The sequence below is a fragment of the Arthrobacter sp. Cr_A7 genome (assembly GCF_029222765.1).
Lineage (GTDB): Bacteria > Actinomycetota > Actinomycetes > Actinomycetales > Micrococcaceae > Arthrobacter.
In genome coordinates, this window is the sequence record NZ_JARHXQ010000059.1 from 1 (window position 1) to 16,507 (window position 16,507).

A 16,507-nucleotide genomic window follows, 5' to 3' on the forward strand; every position below is an offset into this window, starting at 1 on the left:
ATAACTCCAGCGTTTAGGCAATGACCTTCCGCGGTGGGATACTCACCAGTGTTGAGCGTGTTTCCAGCCCTTCGGGGCCATCGGCACGTGTGCTTTCAGCGCCGTCCGGACCAGCGGCAGGGCGGGCAATCAGCCGGCGGGCACCAATGCGGTGGGCGATGGCGCGTGCACATCGTGGATCACGGGACCGGGCAGTCCGGTGACCGGGTCCAAGGCGAAGGTGGCAACGTTGTCTGAGCGTTCATGGGCCACATGCAGCCACGTTCCCCGCACCAGGTGATGACGAGGCCAGTCGCCGCCGCTGGGTGTGTCCTGCACAGGCAGCAGTTCGGTGCCGCCGGCGCCGACCTCCAGGGTGCTGATGATGTTGGTGCCGCGGACGCCGGCATAGGCGTAGCTGCCGTCCTGGCTGAGGCAGATCTCGGCCGCGGAGTCGCCCTGCTGGCTGCCGCCCGATGTGGCCGGGCCCCGGAATACAAGTTCGAAGGTGCCCGCTTCGGGCCGGACGATGAAGACCTCCACGGAGTACTCGGAGACCACAAAGACGCTGCCGCTCGAGTGCTGCACAAGGTGCCGGGGGCCGCTGCCGAACGGGAGGGCCACTTCGTGGTCTGCGACCAGGCCTCTGCCGGGCACATAGTTCCAGACGCGAAGGATGTCATGGCCCAGATCAGTGGTCATGATGCGTCCATCCTGGAGCATCAGGCTGGCATGCGCCCGGCTTTGCCGTGGTTCGCCGGGAGAAAGGCTGGCATGCGGGTCCGCCGACGGTGGGGCGGGGAAGCGCCCTGTTATGCCGCCGTCGGAATCCAGCTCGTAGAGAAGGACCTGGCCGTCGCCCCAGCAGGCGGCGGTGACGAAGCGTCCATGTGGGTCAACGGCAACATGGCAGGTGGCCTCGCCTGCCGGCTGCGGTGCCCCATGGGGCTCCAGGCCAATTTCTCCAGCCCTGCGGTAGGCCTGAACCATCTTCCGCTGCTCCGCCACGGCGTACACAATGGGCACCGTGGGGTGCACGGCAACGAACGACGGCGACTGCGCGGCCACCGCGGTGCCCAGCCATTCAAGGCTGCCGTCCTGGTGCGCGCGGAGGGCGCCGATGCCCTCGGCCCGGCCACCTCCGTCCGGGGTGTAGGTGCCGGTCCAGATGATGGTGTTGTCCGTGGCGGAGGTCATGGTTCCATCCTGCCAATAATTCTGCTTCCTTCGGGTGCAACCCGGCGTCCGTTAGCATGGAATTTCCAGCCACGGCAGAAGGAGGTGAGTCCGATTACCGCTGTACCAGTTTCGGGTTCACCCTTCCACCGCTGTCCGGTCCGCTTGGCCTAGATCATGTGCGGGGTGCCCATCGGCTCACCGAAAGGGCGTTCCATGCCGGCTCCTGAATCATCTACCGCTTCCCCTGCTTTTGCCCGTATCGTCTCCGAACTGCGGCGCGCCGGCTGCGTTTTCGCCGAGGAGGAGGCGGAACTCCTCATAGCTGAGGCTTCCGACCCAGTGGAACTTGAGGGCGATGTCCGGCGCAGGGCCGCCGGCATCCCGCTGGAGTACATCCTGGGCTGGGCCTGGTTTGCCGGACGGCGCGTCATGGTGGAACCCGGCGTTTTTGTGCCGCGCCGCAGAACCGAATTGCTGGTGAACGAGGCCGTCGTAATTCTCGAGGCCGCTGGTGCTTCGCAACCCCGTGTGGTGCTGGACCTCTGCTGTGGATCCGGGGCGGTGGGCGTCGCCCTTGCCATGCGTGTCCCGGGGCTCGAGCTGCACGCCACGGACATCGACCCTGTCGCTGTCAGGTGTGCCAGAGGAAACGTCGAGCCTATGGGCGGCCACGTACACGAGGGCGATCTCTTCGGAGCACTCCCGCTGCTGCTCCGCGGCCGCGTGCAAGTGCTCGCCGTAAACGCACCGTATGTTCCCACCAGGGCCATCCGGACCATGCCGCCGGAAGCCCGGCTCCATGAATCAAGACTCTCCCTTGACGGCGGTGCGGACGGTCTCGATGTCCACCGGCGGGTGGCCGCTGCTGCCCCCGAATGGCTTGGTCCTGCAGGTCATCTGCTCATCGAAACGAGCGAGCAGCAGGCCTTGGCAACCGCCTCGATTGTGTCTGCTGCGGGCTTCACAGTGAGGATCGTCCGCTCAGAGGAGTTGGACGGCACGGTTGTTGTTGGGGTGCTGCCTGACTTTGCCGGAGCACTGCCGCGCTAGTTCCGGGGTTTCCTCCCGGCAGTGTTCGGTACATGTCCTCCGCGCACACCTATTCAGGGAGGGGCATCTCCTCCGCATATCCAAGGAGCGGCATCGGTTGGAGTTCAGCTCCCCGGATAACATGTCACGCTCGCTCTCCCATGACCGCCCACTTGGGATGATTCCGGTGCCGTGCCTCAACGCACGCCTTGGCGGTCTGCGGAATCAGTCTTTTGCTTCGGTGCGCGACGTCAGCCCACTGCTCCTTCGGGTTCCCCGCTTTATTCCCTGGGGTGGGGTGGTGGTGGGGGTTTGAAGTAGTGATTTTGTTGAGGTTTTTGGGTGGGGTCGATGTGGGGTGGGGGGATGAATGTTGGGGTGCCGTGGGTGGTGGTGATGGTCCATTGTTCTTTGTGGATGAGGTGGTGGTGGTGTGTGCAGAGGAGTGCGCCGTTGGTGGTGGTGGTTGGTCCGCCGTGTGACCAGTAGGTGATGTGGTGGGCTTCGCACCAGGGTGCTGGAATGGTGCAGTTGGGGAAGGTGCAGCCTTGGTCGCGGGCGGTGAGGGCGAGGCGTTGGGCGGGGGTGAAGAGGCGTGTTTTGCGGCCGAGGTCGAGGATTTCGCCGTTGGTGCCCAGGAGGGCGGGGATGATGTCCGCGTCGCAGGCGATTTTGCGCAGGGTGGCGGCCGCGACGGGTCCGGTGAACACGAACGCCCCGGTCCCGGCCCGGGCGCTGGTGTAAGCGCCCGTTTCACTTCCGGCCCCGGTTGCGTTGCTGGTCTTACCTCCGGTGGCGGCACCTGTCTCTTTTCCGAACCTCGTCTCATCGCCGGCGCCGGTTGTGTTGTTGGTGTTTGTCGTCGTGCTGGTGGCCCTTGCGCCGGTGTCTGTGGGTGTTCCGGGGCGTGAGGTGGTGCGGGGTCCGGTGGCTGTGTCTGTGGTTGACCAGGGGTTGTTGGTGGGGTTGGGGAGGTGGGGGAGGAGGTCTTGGTAGTTAATGGTCGCGATGATTTGGGGGCGGTTGCCGCCGGTGGTGGGCAGCAGGTTGGTGGTGAGGGCTGCTTTGACGGCGGAGACGAGTCCGTCGAGTTGTTGCTGTGCCCGGGTGCGTCGTTCCAGGTCCACTCCGGCTTCCCGGCCCAGGTCCACGCTGGCCTCCCGCCCGGGGTTGGCGCGTTCGTCCGGGTCAGGGTCCGGGGCAGGGTCGGGGTTTGTGGTGCTGGTGTTGGGGGTGGCGGTGCGGGGGTTGGTGGCGGTGTTCATCACGGTGAGGAGGTGTTCGTATTGGTCGGTGGTGGCGAAGATTTCGAGGCGGTGCAGGCCGTGACGGGGTTTGCGGATGAACGCGCCTTGGGTGTGGCGGAGGGCTTCTTCGGTGGGTTCGGTGCCGTCGGCGTCGATGGTGTCGTTCCAGCGTTGGGCCAGGCGGGTGAGGAAGTCCGGGTCGGCGGTGACGGCGGTGGTGGTGAGGTGCTGTTCGATCCGGTCGAGGGTGTCGGGGGTGGTGTGGTGCTGGAGCCGGTCCAGGGTGGCGGTGATGATGGTCGCGGCGTGTGAGGAGAGCACCGGCCCCGCGATCATGCCCGGATCAGTGGTGGTGTGGGCGGGTTCGCCGGTGGTGGTGTTGGTGGGGGTGAGGGCTGTGGTGAGGTGTTCGCGTGCCGGCGGGAGGGGTTCGCCGGTGAGGCTGGTGCCGGGCAGGGCCTGATGGGCGAGGGTGAGGCGGCGGCGGGCTTCGCGGAGGGGGATCCGGAGCCGGAGCCTCAGGAACTCGGCGGTGTTCCTGCACCCGTCATCGGCCGGCGACGTCACCACAGGCGCTGTCACCACCGACGAGGTCAGCACGGGGCGGTCGATCCCGGCTGCGGGTGTGGATCGATGAGCCGCTGCGGCGCCGCTGGTGGTTGCGGGGTCGCTGGTGGGTGCGGGGCTGCCGGTGGGTGCGGGCCAGTTCGCGTCGGTCTCGTTCAGTGTCTCGACGCCGTTGGCGTCCCAGCCGGTTACCCAGCCCCGGCCCGGTCGCCCAAGTCGGCCCGCCCTGGCCTGGCTGGTGCGGGCAGCGTCCGCGGCGGTAATGGCCTGAGTCCGGGTGCGGTCCACGGCAGTGGCGGCGAGAAGTTTCAGATACTCCACTGTCCGGGAAAGGTCCTCGACCTGCCCGGCGAAATTGGCCGCTGAAACGTAGTCCGCCCTGGCCAGTTCATCTTGGGCGGCAACAGCAGCCGCCACCAGCAGGGCTCCGATCCCGGCCAGGCCAACCGGATCTTCGACGATGGGTGCAGGGGTGGGATCGGGTGCGCTCGGTGACCTGTATGTCCCAGTGCCAGCGGATGCCGAAAAAGGGGCGGTTTTGGATTCAGTCGCAGCGCTGCCGGGGTCAGGTTCGGAGGCAGTTGGGCCGGCGCCGGGGCAGGGGCGTGGGCCCGGAACGAGAATGTCAGGAGCCGTCGTGGCCGGGATGGCGTGAAGGCGCCCGGACAGCCTCAGCGGGGCGTCGCCGTCGTACCCGTCATGCCGGGAACCACCGCCAGGGTGGAGAACCCGCGGGAGCGCGCCGGCGGGACTGCCGAACTCCGCAAACTGCTCCCCAATGGCCTCCATGGGACAACTCTGCCAGTGACCACTGACAAAACATCCGGCCCGAAGCCGCTATGTGGAAAACCGGATGCATCCGGCTGTCATCCCTCCGTCACTTCACCAGAACTGACCGGATTGCGAGAGCAGCGGGTCCTAAATCTGTTGGTGTGGCCGTTTGAATCGCTGGTTGGACCATCGTGGCCTCGTTGCTTCAATGAACCAATGCGCGGACCATGAAGGCATGCGCAGAACCAATAGTCCTGGCCGCCGGCGGCTGGGGCGCTGACAGTGGCGGTTGCCAGCCTGGGCGTGGTGATTGGGCTTGTGGTGTTCAAGCCCTGGCTCCTCTTCGTGGATGTGCGCGTGGATGAGCAGCTCCCGATCGCCGCGAGTGCGCCTGCCGGGACGCAATCCGCCGTTGCCGAACCGGTGCCGCCTGCCACAACTCCGGCTGGTTCTGCTGACACTGCGCAGGGGTCCTCGCCGCCTGCCGGTCCGCAGCAACTGGCGGTGGGCGCGTTGGTCAGTCACGAACACACGACGACGGGCACGGTGCGTATCGTCCAGCAGCCGAATGGCTCCCGCTTCCTTACGCTGGAAAACCTCGACACCTCTAACGGGCCCGATGTGCACGTCTGGTTAAGCGCGGCCCAACTGGTCGAGGGGCCGGACGGGTGGTTCACAGCAGGCTCTGCCGAACATTACGACCTGGGCCTCATCAAGGGAAACCAAGGTAACCAGGTTTATGAGATACCCGCCGGAGTGGACCTCTCAAAATACCGGTCAGTGGATCTATGGTGCGTGCAGTTCAGCGTATCTTTCGGTGCTGCTGAACTGGGGGCCTGAGGACTGGGAAACCCGCGCCCAGTCAGCGGAAACGCCGCCGGCCGCCGCGTCCCCCAAGGATCGCGACGGCCGACAATGCGATTCAGTTGTAACACAGAGTTCCAGCAGCCCCCGTGTCAAGAAAGGCTTCCGCGTCATGAAACGGAAGCCGTGGCTTCAACTAGGGCTTGGAGCCAGCTTCACCGGAGGTGCCCAAGTTGGTTGTTTCCGGGTGGGTGCTGTGGGCGGGGATGTGGTCCTCGCCAAGCTCGCTGTCGTCGCTGAGCGTTCCGGAGGTCCCGGCCGCACCGGTAGTCCCGGCGGCGGACGTGCCAAGGGTGCCCGACGTGCCAAGGGTGGCTGACGTCCCGAGCGTATCCGTAGTGCCGGCAGTGCCCGACGTGCCGAACCCGCCCGATGTACCTGAAGTACCAGCAGCACCGGTGCCGGAGGCACCCGCGGAAGTGGCGTCGTCGGAGGTTGTGGACTTGGCGCCGCCCGGGGAGCTGTCACGGTGCATGGCAGAGCCGATGACGGTGCCTGCCCGCCGTGCCGCCTCGGTCAGCTGGTCGGCAACATCAGGTGCCTTTTCCTTGATGGCTTCGGTTGCAACAGCTACTTTGTCCTGGACAGGCTTGCTGTCCCAGATGCCCGCTGCCCGCGCCTTGAGCTTGTCGTAAGCGGCGCGGCCGGACCGCGATCCGAGGACGTAGCCTGCGGCAATTCCAACGCCCAAAAGAAGTTTGTTTTTCACGATGAACTCCTGCTCCGTGAGAAGGTTTTCAGTTCCGGCCTCGTGGCCGGGAAAGTGAAAACCGGCCTGGGGGATTGTGGTCCCCAGGCCGGTTTCCTGGCTTGCGCGCCGTGTTAGCCGCGCACGCTGCGCTTGGTGATCATGCCGTACACCAGCAGCACGATGAGCGCGCCACCGATGGCCAGCAGCCACGTCTGCAGGGAGAAGAACTCCTGCAGTCCGGTGCCGAAGATCATGCCGCCGATCCAGCCGCCGAGGAGGGCCCCAACGACGCCGAGCACGAGGGTGATGAGCCAGCCGCCACCCTGCCTGCCCGGAAGGATCGCCTTAGCGATCGCACCAGCAATAAGTCCGAGAATCAGAAATGCAATAAATCCCATTTTTCGTTCCTCTTCCTAAGTAAAGGAGGCCTCCGGATCCCGGAAGCACTTCATCCTTCTGCATCAATAGTAATCATGCTTACTATCTCTTTGCCAACCCCGAAGATAACAAAAAGCGCACTTCAGGCCTGTTTTAGTGCCCGGTTACGTCGGAATCATTGCCGGCCCCGGGACCCTCGTCGAGGATGGACAATTCCGCGAGATCCTGCGGATCCAGGGCGAAATCAAAGATGTCCAGGTTCTCCCTCATCCGGTCCGGATCAGCAGTTTTCGGAATCGTTACAAGTCCATGCTGAATATGCCATCTCAGGACCAGTTGGCCGGGCGTTTTTCCATGCTTTTCAGCGAGCTGCGTCAGGATGGGAGCGCCCAGCAGCCTGGCCCCGGATCCGCCAAGCGGGCTATAGGACTGGGTGACAATCCCATGCTTTTCGTGGAACTCCCGCTCGGCGGCCCGCGTAATGGCCGGAGTGAGCTGAATCTGGTTGACCGCCGGGACCACGTTGGTCTCCGCCATCAGCCGTTCCAGGTGGGCGGGCTTGAAGTTTGAGACCCCGATGGACCGGACTTTACCCTCCGCCTGCAGCCGTTCGAATGTTTTCCACGTGGAGATGTACTCATCCCGTGCAGGCAGCGGCCAATGGATCAGCAGCAGGTCCACGTACTCCAGCCCAAGCCGTCTCAGCGAGCCCTCCAGGCCCTCCACCGCCCTGTCCTTGCCCTGGAACTGGCCGTCCAGCTTGGTGGTGACGAAGACGTCAGATCGGTCCACGCCGCTGGCACGGATGCCGTTGCCGACACCGCGTTCATTGCCGTACTTCACGGCGGTATCGATGTGCCGGTAGCCGGCTTCCAAGGCCTGCACGACGGCGGTGGCCGCCTGATCGTCATCCAGCGGCCAGGTGCCAAGACCCAGCTGCGGGATGGAGTATCCGTCATTGAGTTTGATGAGCGGTGCAAGTGTCATTTGAACAGTCTCTCCCGTAGAAGGCGTCCTAGCCCCCAAAAGCCCGGAGAATATTCTCCGCATTGTGGTTCAGCACCACCCGGGCAGTGTCCGATACCGTGTCCGGACCCTTCTGCTGGGCAAGGAAGTCCACAAAGCGCTGGACGGTCCGGGCGGCCTTACCGGCGTCGCCATCCTCCACCGCCTTGCCTGCCTGCTGCACGCTGGCAGCCAGCTGGCTGGCCACCGGTCCGGCAACATCACCTGAATCCACGAGGTCCTCCAGGACGTGCTCCAGTGCCTTGACGCTGCCGGGCAGCCAGGCGGCGCGCAGCGGGACGTTGGCGAAGTCCATATCGGAGGCGAAATAGAAGTCGGTGTAGGACGGCTGGTTGTAGGTGGTGTTCTGCCGGGCAACTTCGGCGCGGTACTGCGGATCGTGCATGAGCGTGTACAGCTTGTGGCTGGTCACTTCCGTGCTCATGTACATCCGCAGGGCGGAACTGTCGGCAGTGCGGACCAGCATTTCCTCGCGCCAGTCGCCCACCACGTCCGCCACCAGGCTGGGCGTGCCCTTGGTGCCGTTGTTGGTCCGGGTGCCATCCGCGGTCAGCAGCCGGCCGCGCTTCCAGTCGTCGATGGTGGGGGTCTGGTCTCCGGAGCCGTTGATGATCTGGGTGGTCATGTCCGCCGCCCACTTGATGCTCATGTTGGTGCCGGGCCCGGTGGAGGAGAGCTTGTCGCCGTCGGCGGACTGCATGCCGATGGCCCAGTTCTCGATGCCGGGTACGGCCGGATCCACGTCACCGATCATGCCGCGGCCGGTGTCCTTTCCGGAGTAGGCACCGAACAGCACTTCGCCGTTGGCGGCGTCGCGCATGGCGTAGCCGTAGGGCGCGTAGGTGGCGCCCTCGTGGACCGTGAAGATCTCCTTGCCGGGCCGTGCCGGATCGATGTCCGTCACGTGCATCGCATCGCCGTGGCCCAGCCGCGCCTCTTCGCCGGGCGCGGCGCTGCCGGCCGGCAGGGTGCCGAACGAGCTGTACAGCAGCGAGCCGTCGTCGTCAATCGTTGCGGAGCCGTAGACGATCTCCTGCTTGCCGTCGCCGTCCACGTCCGATGCGCTCAGCGAGTGGAAGCCCTGCGTGGTCAGCTTCCCGTACTCCGGATCGGTTCCGTCGCGGCCGTGCGGCGAATCGTTGAATGGGTTGGTCATGGGTGTCCAGCCCGAGTCGATGTTCCACACGGGGGAGAGGTTCGTCCCGTCCCAGGTGTAGGCGGCCAGGGTGGTGCGGGTGTAGTAGCCCCGGGCGAAGACCGCCGCGGGCTTCTTGCCATCAAGGTAGGCCACGCCGGCGAGGAACCGGTCCACGCGGTTGCCAGGCTCGATGCGGCCCATGGCGTAGTCGCCCCACATCAACCCGTCGTCATGCCTGCCGGGCTCGTAGGCTACCGTCTTCAGCTCCTTGCCCGTGGCACCCTCGAAAACGGTGAGGTACTCCGGCCCGGACACGATGAAGCCCTCGAAAGCGCGCAGGTTGTTCCGGGCGCTGCGCGAGGGGGCATAGACGTCCATGAAGTGGTTGGTCAGCGCCTCCGCGTCGGCCTTGGACAGTGGGTATTGGTACTGGGGAGCGATGCCGAACGCCTCCTCCAGTGTGGCGGGCCAGTTGCCGGCCTTGACCTCCGGGTGCTCGGTCCAGCCTTGGAACGTCTTGACCATGTGCTGGTAGTAGTCCGCCGCGCTCATCCGGTAGTCGTCCGTGTTGGCGTAGCCGGCGTCGACGTCGGACTGCAGCAGGGTGATGAACGCGCTGGAGGCAATGCTGCCGTCCGCGTTGTAGTTGGTGCTCTTGGTTCCAGGTGCGGTCTTCATCATCATCTCGGCGCGCCCGTCGCCGTCGAAATCGTTGACCAGCAGTTGCGTGTAATGCGCGCCGGAGCGGATGTTCACGCCCAGGTCGATCCGGTGCAGGAGCGTGCCGTCCGCTTTGTAGGTGTCCACGTAGGTGTTGCCCGTGTAGCCTACCTGTGAGACGTCCTTGGAGTTGTTCGGGTCCCATTTGACGATGAACTCATACTGGCCGTCGCCGTCCACGTCGCCCACCGACGCGTCATTGGCCGCGTAGGTGTAGGCCTGTCCGGACGGCGTGACACCGTCGGCCGGCGTCTTCAGCGGGATGTCCTTGAAGTTGCCGCCCCAGGATGTGGCGGTTGCGCTGCGGTCCAGTTCAACGCCCCCGACGACGGCCCGCACCTGGTACTCCGACGCTGCGGTTCCAGCGGGGTCAAGGTAGTTGGTGCTGTCGGTGACGGTGGCGAGCTTCTGGCCGTCACGGTACACGTTGAAGTCGGTGCCGGTAAGGCCGGTGGCTGAGGACCCGGTGGCTTCATGCCCCAGGAGGCGCCAGCTCAGGAAGACGCCCTCGGACGTTTCGGCGGCCACCAGTCCACGGTCGAGGTGGTCCAGCTGGACGGCGGGGTTGGCGGGCTTGGCGGAAGGTCCGACGGCGGACGCAGGGGCGGCGAGGCAGCCGATGGTCAGTGCGAGGCCGACGGCCCCTACCGAGAGAAGGCGCAGGGGAGTCCTGTGGGGATTCATCGATGAATCCTTTCAATCGTGAGACGGGAAAACGCTTCCCCAGTAACTTAGAGTGGGGGAGGGTACAAAACAAGCCCTTGCCAGAGTTGCCGGAAGAGGGTATTTAGAACGTTGTAGAAACGCCCGATACCAAGCCCGGAGTCGCCCTTATACTCCCTTGCGGGCCCACCCGGTAAGGCGGTCGCTGAGGTCCATGTAGCTCCGGTCCACCACCTGCAGTCCGGGGTTGGCGTCATACCAACGAACAATTTCGCGTGCACCGTCCGCGAAGGGGATGGTGGCCGTGTAATCCGGAACCAAGGATTTGATCTTGCTGTTATCGAAAATTACCGAATGGGACCGGTCGCCGAGCAGGTTGGAGCCAAGTTCAGGGCTGTGCGCAGCGATGGTTTCGGACGCAACGTGGACGAGGTCAGGCTCAGGGGTGCCCGCGGCCCGCGCGAACAGCCGGTAAATCTGGTTCCAGGGCAAGTACTCGTCCGACGTGATGGTGTAGCTCTCACCCACCGCCTGCGGCCTGCCGAGCAGCCCCACGAAAGCCTTGGCGAAGTCGCGGCTGTGGGTGAGCGTCCAGAGGGATGTGCCGTCGCCGTGCACCATGACCGGCAGCCCGGAGCGCATCCGGTGGATGTCGGTCCAGCCGCCCACCATGGCGATCTTGGTGCGGTCGTAGGTATGCGAGGGACGCACCACCGTGAGTGGAAAGTCTTCCTCCCGGTAGGCCCGGTAGAGCAGTTCTTCGCAGGCGATCTTGTCCCGCGAATATTGCCAGAAGGGATTCTTCAGCGGCGTGGACTCCCGGATCGGCAGGCGGGAGGGCGGCTTTTGGTAGGCCGAAGCGGAGCTGATGAAGACGTACTGCCCCGTCCGGCCCCTGAACAGGTCCAGGCTGGTTTGCGCCTGATCCGGAGTGTACGCAATAAAGTCGGCAACGGCGTCGAACTCCCGCCCGCCCAGCACGTCCCGGACGGAGGCTGCGTCACGGACGTCGGCGGCCAGGACCTCCACCCCTTCCGGGACAGGCCGCGTGGACCGGCCCCGGTTAAGGATGGTCAGCCGGTGGCCCAGCGCGGCGGCCCGTTCGGCCGCCGCCGTGCTGATGACCCCGGTGCCGCCGAGAAACAGGATTGTCCTCGGCGCCACCGTATCGGCTGCGTGCAAAGGGTCTACCACGCGTAGTCTTCCGGGGCCGTCCGGTGCCCGGGGAAGATGTCGTCCAGCCGCTTGAGGGCGTCGGCGTCCAGGGTGACATCAAGGGCGCGGATGGCGGCGTCCAGCTGTTCCTGCGTCCGCGGACCCACAATGGGCGCCGTGACCGCAGGCTGGTGCAGCAGCCAGGCCAGGGCCACGTCCCCGGGTTCGTGCCCCAGTTCGTCCGCAAAGTCCTCGTATTGGCGGATCTGGTCCTCATGCTTCTTCAGCGTCTCCGCTGCCCGTCCCTCGGTGCGGCGGACGCCGTCGCGCTCTTTCTTCAGCACCCCGCCCAGAAGCCCGCCCTGCAGCGGTGACCATGGAATAAGGCCGAGGCCGTACTGCTGAGCGGCCGGGATGACCTCGAGTTCCACCTGGCGCATGAACAGGTTGTAGATGGACTGTTCGCTCACCAGCCCGGTGTAGTGCCGCCGGCGGGCAGCTTCCTGGGCCTGGGCGATGTGCCAGCCGGCAAAGTTGCTGCTGCCGGAGTACAGGATCTTGCCCTGCTGCACCGCCACTTCGATGGCCTGCCAGATCTCGTCCCAGGGGGTGTCCCGGTCGATGTGGTGGAACTGGTAGACGTCGATGTAGTCCGTCTGCAGCCGCTTGAGGCTGGCATCCAGGGCGCGGCGGATGTTGAGCGCGGACAGCTTGGACTCATTGGGGCGGTCAGTCATGGTGCCGTAAAGCTTGGTGGCCAGCACCGTGTGTTCACGGCGCTCGCCGCCCTTGGCGAACCAGCGCCCGATGATTTCCTCGGTCCACCCGCGATGCCCGGCACCGCCGTAGACGTTGGCGGTATCGAAGAAATTGATGCCGTTGTCATGGGCGGAATCCATGATGCTGTGGGCGTCCGCCTCCTCGGTCTGCGGCCCGAAGTTCATGGTGCCCAGGCAGAGTCGGGAGACTTTCAGGCCGGAGCGGCCCAGATGGGTGTACTGCATTGTTGGATCCTTTCGGTGGTACTGCCTGTTACTGCCTGCCGAACCGGTGGCTGAGCTTCCCGAAACCGGCTAAAGCTGGCTGAAGGAGGCGACGGCGGGATCGGAACCGAGGCGTGCCCCCGACTCGAGGGCGGTGATGGCCGCGAGCTCCTCGCCGGAAAGCGTGAGGGACGAGGCCGCGAAGTTTTCCCGGATGCGGGCCGGATCGACGGACTTCGGGATGACGATGTTTCCGGTGGCGAGGTGCCATGCGAGGACTACCTGGGCGGTGGTGGCGTTGTGCGCGTTCGCGATGGTGGTGACGGCGTTTCCGTTGAGGTCGGCGCCCCGGCCCAACGGACTGTAGGCCTCCACCTCGATGCCCAGGCTCCGGCACTTTGCTGCCAGGTCCGCCTGCTGGTAGCTCGGGTGGAGTTCGATCTGGTTGACGGCGGGGACGATCTCGGCGGACTCAAGCAGGGTGTCCAGGTGTTCGGACAGGAAGTTGGAGACTCCGATGGCCCGGATCTGGTTGTTCTCGTAGAGCCGCTCCATCTCTTTCCACGCCTGGACGTACAGGCCCTGCGAGGGGACCGGCCAGTGGATGAGGTAAAGGTCCACGAAGTCCAGGCCCAGCGCCTTGCGGCTGTTCTGGAAGGCCTCCTGCGCCCGGCCCTGCTCGCCGTTCCGGAGCTTGGTGGTGACAAAGATGTCCTCACGCGGGATGCCCGTAGCGGCAATGGCCGCGCCCACGCCTGCTTCATTCCGGTAGCCGGCGGCGGTGTCGATGTGCCGGTAGCCTGCTTCGAGGGCGTCTTCCACGATCCGCTGGGTGTCCTCGGGCGGGACCTGGAAAACGCCGAGGCCAAGCTGGGGGATGGTGACGCCGTTGTTGAGTGTCAGCTCTGACATGGGTGCTCCTTGCATAGTGCTGGTGCTGTGCTGCTGGGAAGGTGCCGGTTGGTCGACGCCGAGAAAGCGGTTTCCGCTGGCTCATCATTGAGCCTATGCAGTTTTTGTCCCATAGTCAGCAGGTAAGGCTGATTCTGCTTTTCCTAGGATTGCCAGTCCTACCTTCGTTGTAGAAGGGACCACTCTTGCCGGGCACAATGGTCACCATGGGTCAAAGCGCCGAGTTCGGAAAGTTCCTCAAAGCCATGCGGTCCCGGCTAAGCCCGGAGGACGCGGGAGCGGGCCCCACCTCCGGCGCCCGCAGGGTCCCCGGCCTGCGGCGCGAGGAGGTGGCCCGGCTGGCAGGGGTCAGCACCGATTACTACGTCCGACTGGAACAGGGCCGGAATATCCACCCCTCACGCGCCGTGCTCGAGGCCGTGTCACGGGCGCTCCGCCTGGACAGCAGCGAGCATGCGCACATGATGGACCTGCTGGAGAACTGCGCGAACAATCCCCGCACCCCCGGCAGCCCGTCAGTCCAGGGTGTCCGGCCGGCGCTGCGCCACCTCCTGGAGGCTGTGGGCGATGTGCCGGCCATGCTGCTGGGACGTCGCAGCGACGTCCTGGCGGGCAACCGGATGGCGTTCCTTCTCTTTACGGACTTTGCGGCGCTTCCCGCCGGGGAACGGAACCTCACCCGCTGGCTGATCCTCGATCCGGCGGCCAGGACCTTGTTCCGCGATTGGAAAACCGTCGCGGCGGAAGCCGCCGGAGCCCTTCGGATCGACGTAGGGCGGCACCCCAACGACCCCCAGACGAACCAGTTGGTGGGCGAACTCGCGGTGAACAGCGAACACTTCCGGCAATGGTGGGCAGGGCACCGGGTGGCAACCCGGTCCGCCGGCACCGTCAGGCTGCACCACCCGGCCGTTGGCGACCTGGAACTGAACTTTGAGAACCTTGCCCTTCCCGACGAGCCCGACCAGACGCTGCGGGTGTACTCCGCCCGGCCTGGATCGCCGTCGTCGGACGCCCTCGCGCTGCTGGCCAGCCTGGGCGCCGGCCCCGCCCCGGTTGGGGAGCGCAGTATTTCCAGCCCGGATGCGGCGGTCGTCGAACGGGGAGAGGTGTCCTGAGCGCGCCACTCCTGCTGTGCATCTGGCCAAGCCAATACGCCAATTCTGGCCAGCCGTCCATTGGTTGACGATCGTCCTGTTCCTAGGCTGGAGAAACAAGCTTTTCGCCACCAAGGATGGTCTCAACGATGAAACGCATCGCACTGCTCAAGGAACGCCAGGCGGGTAACGCCGGCGCCGCCTCCTCCACGGCCACCGGCTCGCATTGCCCGGTGTCCGGCCTTTGGAGCCCGGACCACGACCCGCACACCGTGCTGTCCTTCTTCGAAGGGCACGTGTTTCCCGCGTTCGACGGCGTTCCCACCGTGTGGCGCCGCCGTTCAGCCGGCACTGTCTCGGCCAACTAGCGCCGCCTTAACCCAAACTGACCCGCAGCCAACCCCGTCAAAACCAGGTTTTGCGACGTTTGACTGCGGGTCAGTTGGCGGGTACTTAGTGCTCTTCGAGCCGGAAACCGAGCTTGATGGTCACCTGCCAGTCAGCGATCTGGCCTTCTTCCAGGTGGCCGCGGATTTCCTTCACCTCAAACCAATCGAGGTTGCGGAGGGTCTGCGATGCCTTGGCGATGCCGTTGCGGACGGCGTCATCCACTCCCTGGGTCGATGTGCCGACAATTTCAGAAATGCTGTACGTGTGGTTGGACAACTTCGCTCCTCTTGATCATCGTTGCTCCCGGTTGCGGGCCGTTCTTGAAGACTAGTAGCACTCCAAGAGCCCTGACCAGCCCTTATCCGCCTGCCCTTTGTGGATATGACGTGGTGTCGTTTCTCCTATGAGGATCGATTCAGTGCGTGACGGATGAATCCAGCTGCCCGGATCCGGCTCCCCGTTCAACCCGTTCTTGTGCGGCCGGTGCGGGTTCAATGGGCAGATGCGGGCCGGGTATGCCCGATACTTCCGGAGCCAGTGATTCGACCGGATTGGCCGCGTTATAGGCGTCCAGTACGCTGACATGGCGCCCGTTCACCCATGTGCCCTCTTCATCTATTCCAGTGCCACCAAAGTTCCGGATGACCTGAGCAGGAGGAATGCCCGCCGCCAGCTCAAAGGTATTGTTCCGCGCGATGATGCTGGACTCCACGCCGACGCCCCAGGAGTACTGGTAGCGGTCAGGGCTGGTTACCCTGTACGCGTTGTTATATACATGGGCCTGCCCAAACCGCACCCGGGGTGCGCGCTGATCAAGATCAATCAATTCGTTGTGGTGCAGCGTAACGCGGAGGCGGCCACGATCGCCGATGGCACCGTCGCCATTGCCCCACAGCAGGGATTTGTCATGCCCCACCATCCTGCTCCACGAAATGGTCACCAGGTCTGCCTGGCGGACGACGTCCAGGAGACCGTCGTGCCGCAGGAAGGGCTCACCAAAATACTCGGGCTGCTCAGCGTCGGCTGTCCCGCCGTCATCCAGTGTCAAGTGGTCCAGCCACACGTGGGTGGAGCCTGACACCACCAGGTTGTCCCACTCCGTTTTCCAGGTGTCCCCGTTCCAACCCGGGAAGCAGTCATAGGCGTCGGACAGGCGGAGATTGCGGACAATCACGTTGTCCACCCCATCAATGTTCAACGTAAAGCCCGTGAGCTGGACATCGCCCAGGCCAACAATGGTTGTGTTGGCGCCGACGTCGATCCGGATTTGCTTCCGCTGGTTTGCGCTTGATGCCTTGCGGGCATCTTCGAGGGGGCCGGATGCCTGCCCCGCCCAGTGTGCCGGATCGAAAGCTGCGAGGTAGGCGTCCAGGGAGTAGCCGTCCACGCCGTAGTCTTCGCAGGCAATCGGAGTCCCGTCCGGGGCGGTATTTGCGTTGATGTGCTGTTCTACGTACACAATCTTGGGCTCGTTTCCGGCCACTGCCGCGGCAAGTTCATCCCTCGTTGAAACCTTGTGCACGGCTTCCGGCGCTGCATTGGCACCCCCGGTGGTGCCGCCGTCGGCAGACGCCCATCCGTCACCTGCCGCAAGAGTCTGCCTCCCCAGCTCGGTGGAAATCGGGTTGCGGTCAGCGGCATGCGGCGCTGGTGCGGGAACTGACGAACTGAGGGCAAGACCGGTGGCAATGACGATGGACAGGGGGAAGGACATCATC

At 64.9% G+C, this 16,507-nt stretch carries 15 protein-coding genes; 4 read left to right on the forward strand and 11 right to left on the reverse strand.

What is annotated here, in order from left to right:
• Positions 1–129 precede the first annotated feature (129 nt).
• Positions 130–1,176 (reverse strand): beta-propeller fold lactonase family protein, encoded by a 1,047-nt coding sequence (locus P2Q66_RS03325; RefSeq protein ID WP_275725547.1) that lies wholly within the window; start codon positions 1,174–1,176, stop codon positions 130–132.
• A gap of 195 nt (positions 1,177–1,371) precedes the next feature.
• Between P2Q66_RS03325 and P2Q66_RS03330 the strand changes: the two genes are divergently transcribed.
• Positions 1,372–2,208, forward strand: a complete 837-nt coding sequence (locus tag P2Q66_RS03330; RefSeq protein WP_275725549.1) for a putative protein N(5)-glutamine methyltransferase — start codon at positions 1,372–1,374, stop codon at positions 2,206–2,208.
• Between the two features lie 260 nt (positions 2,209–2,468).
• Here P2Q66_RS03330 and P2Q66_RS03335 read toward each other — a convergent pair whose 3' ends face one another.
• Positions 2,469–4,790 carry a DUF222 domain-containing protein gene (locus P2Q66_RS03335; RefSeq protein ID WP_275725550.1) on the reverse strand — a complete coding sequence of 774 codons (2,322 nt, stop codon included), beginning with the start codon at positions 4,788–4,790 and terminating at the stop codon, positions 2,469–2,471.
• Positions 4,791–5,054: 264 nt separating this feature from the next.
• On the opposite strand from P2Q66_RS03335, the gene P2Q66_RS03340 reads away from it, so the two are divergent.
• Positions 5,055–5,612 carry a DM13 domain-containing protein gene (locus P2Q66_RS03340; RefSeq protein WP_275725552.1) on the forward strand — a complete coding sequence of 186 codons (558 nt, stop codon included), beginning with the start codon at positions 5,055–5,057 and terminating at the stop codon, positions 5,610–5,612.
• Between the two features lie 160 nt (positions 5,613–5,772).
• On the opposite strand, the gene P2Q66_RS03345 is transcribed toward P2Q66_RS03340, so the two are convergent.
• The 7 genes from P2Q66_RS03345 to P2Q66_RS03375 form a co-directional block, all read right to left on the reverse strand.
• Positions 5,773–6,345 carry a hypothetical protein gene (locus P2Q66_RS03345; protein ID WP_275725554.1) on the reverse strand — a complete coding sequence of 191 codons (573 nt, stop codon included), beginning with the start codon at positions 6,343–6,345 and terminating at the stop codon, positions 5,773–5,775.
• 113 nt (positions 6,346–6,458) lie between these two features.
• Positions 6,459–6,725 carry a GlsB/YeaQ/YmgE family stress response membrane protein gene (locus P2Q66_RS03350; RefSeq protein ID WP_079598656.1) on the reverse strand — a complete coding sequence of 89 codons (267 nt, stop codon included), beginning with the start codon at positions 6,723–6,725 and terminating at the stop codon, positions 6,459–6,461.
• Positions 6,726–6,858: 133 nt separating this feature from the next.
• On the reverse strand, positions 6,859–7,692 hold the full coding sequence (locus P2Q66_RS03355; RefSeq protein ID WP_275725557.1) for an aldo/keto reductase: 834 nt from the start codon (positions 7,690–7,692) through the stop codon (positions 6,859–6,861).
• Positions 7,693–7,720: 28 nt separating this feature from the next.
• Positions 7,721–10,273, reverse strand: coding sequence for a rhamnogalacturonan lyase (locus tag P2Q66_RS03360; protein WP_275725559.1), 2,553 nt, complete (start codon positions 10,271–10,273; stop codon positions 7,721–7,723).
• Between the two features lie 147 nt (positions 10,274–10,420).
• Positions 10,421–11,446 carry an NAD-dependent epimerase/dehydratase family protein gene (locus tag P2Q66_RS03365; RefSeq protein ID WP_275725561.1) on the reverse strand — a complete coding sequence of 342 codons (1,026 nt, stop codon included), beginning with the start codon at positions 11,444–11,446 and terminating at the stop codon, positions 10,421–10,423.
• The gene (locus P2Q66_RS03370; protein ID WP_115524061.1) at positions 11,440–12,411 is read right to left on the reverse strand and encodes an aldo/keto reductase; all 972 of its coding nucleotides are present in this window, start codon (positions 12,409–12,411) and stop codon (positions 11,440–11,442) included. The genes P2Q66_RS03365 and P2Q66_RS03370 overlap by 7 nt, the downstream gene beginning before the upstream one ends.
• A 69-nt stretch (positions 12,412–12,480) precedes the next feature.
• A complete protein-coding gene (locus tag P2Q66_RS03375) occupies positions 12,481–13,302 on the reverse strand; it encodes an aldo/keto reductase (RefSeq protein WP_275725563.1) in 822 nt (273 codons plus the stop codon).
• A 206-nt stretch (positions 13,303–13,508) separates the two neighbouring features.
• Between P2Q66_RS03375 and P2Q66_RS03380 the strand changes: the two genes are divergently transcribed.
• Together P2Q66_RS03380 and P2Q66_RS03385 are read left to right on the forward strand one after the other, a co-directional pair.
• Positions 13,509–14,420 carry a helix-turn-helix transcriptional regulator gene (locus P2Q66_RS03380; RefSeq protein ID WP_275725564.1) on the forward strand — a complete coding sequence of 304 codons (912 nt, stop codon included), beginning with the start codon at positions 13,509–13,511 and terminating at the stop codon, positions 14,418–14,420.
• 128 nt (positions 14,421–14,548) lie between these two features.
• On the forward strand, positions 14,549–14,767 hold the full coding sequence (locus P2Q66_RS03385; protein WP_275725566.1) for a hypothetical protein: 219 nt from the start codon (positions 14,549–14,551) through the stop codon (positions 14,765–14,767).
• Between the two features lie 85 nt (positions 14,768–14,852).
• Here the strand turns inward: P2Q66_RS03385 and P2Q66_RS03390 are convergent, their stop codons facing one another.
• Both P2Q66_RS03390 and P2Q66_RS03395 read right to left on the reverse strand, forming a co-directional pair.
• Positions 14,853–15,065 carry a dodecin gene (locus P2Q66_RS03390; RefSeq protein ID WP_275725568.1) on the reverse strand — a complete coding sequence of 71 codons (213 nt, stop codon included), beginning with the start codon at positions 15,063–15,065 and terminating at the stop codon, positions 14,853–14,855.
• Between the two features lie 139 nt (positions 15,066–15,204).
• A complete protein-coding gene (locus P2Q66_RS03395) occupies positions 15,205–16,506 on the reverse strand; it encodes a pectate lyase (protein WP_275725569.1) in 1,302 nt (433 codons plus the stop codon).
• Between the last annotated feature and the right edge of the window lies 1 nt (position 16,507).

Bases quoted from the DNA above. Each gene is read 5' to 3' on its own strand.
- P2Q66_RS03325 (WP_275725547.1), bottom strand. From the start codon at position 1,176: ATGACCTCCGCCACGGACAACACCATCATCTGGACCGGCACCTACACC.
- P2Q66_RS03330 (WP_275725549.1), top strand. From the start codon at position 1,372: ATGCCGGCTCCTGAATCATCTACCGCTTCCCCTGCTTTTGCCCGTATC.
- P2Q66_RS03335 (WP_275725550.1), bottom strand. From the start codon at position 4,790: ATGGAGGCCATTGGGGAGCAGTTTGCGGAGTTCGGCAGTCCCGCCGGC.
- P2Q66_RS03350 (WP_079598656.1), bottom strand. From the start codon at position 6,725: ATGGGATTTATTGCATTTCTGATTCTCGGACTTATTGCTGGTGCGATC.
- P2Q66_RS03355 (WP_275725557.1), bottom strand. From the start codon at position 7,692: ATGACACTTGCACCGCTCATCAAACTCAATGACGGATACTCCATCCCG.
- P2Q66_RS03360 (WP_275725559.1), bottom strand. From the start codon at position 10,273: ATGAATCCCCACAGGACTCCCCTGCGCCTTCTCTCGGTAGGGGCCGTC.
- P2Q66_RS03370 (WP_115524061.1), bottom strand. From the start codon at position 12,411: ATGCAGTACACCCATCTGGGCCGCTCCGGCCTGAAAGTCTCCCGACTC.
- P2Q66_RS03375 (WP_275725563.1), bottom strand. From the start codon at position 13,302: ATGTCAGAGCTGACACTCAACAACGGCGTCACCATCCCCCAGCTTGGC.
- P2Q66_RS03380 (WP_275725564.1), top strand. From the start codon at position 13,509: ATGGGTCAAAGCGCCGAGTTCGGAAAGTTCCTCAAAGCCATGCGGTCC.
- P2Q66_RS03385 (WP_275725566.1), top strand. From the start codon at position 14,549: ATGAAACGCATCGCACTGCTCAAGGAACGCCAGGCGGGTAACGCCGGC.
- P2Q66_RS03395 (WP_275725569.1), bottom strand. From the start codon at position 16,506: ATGATGTCCTTCCCCCTGTCCATCGTCATTGCCACCGGTCTTGCCCTC.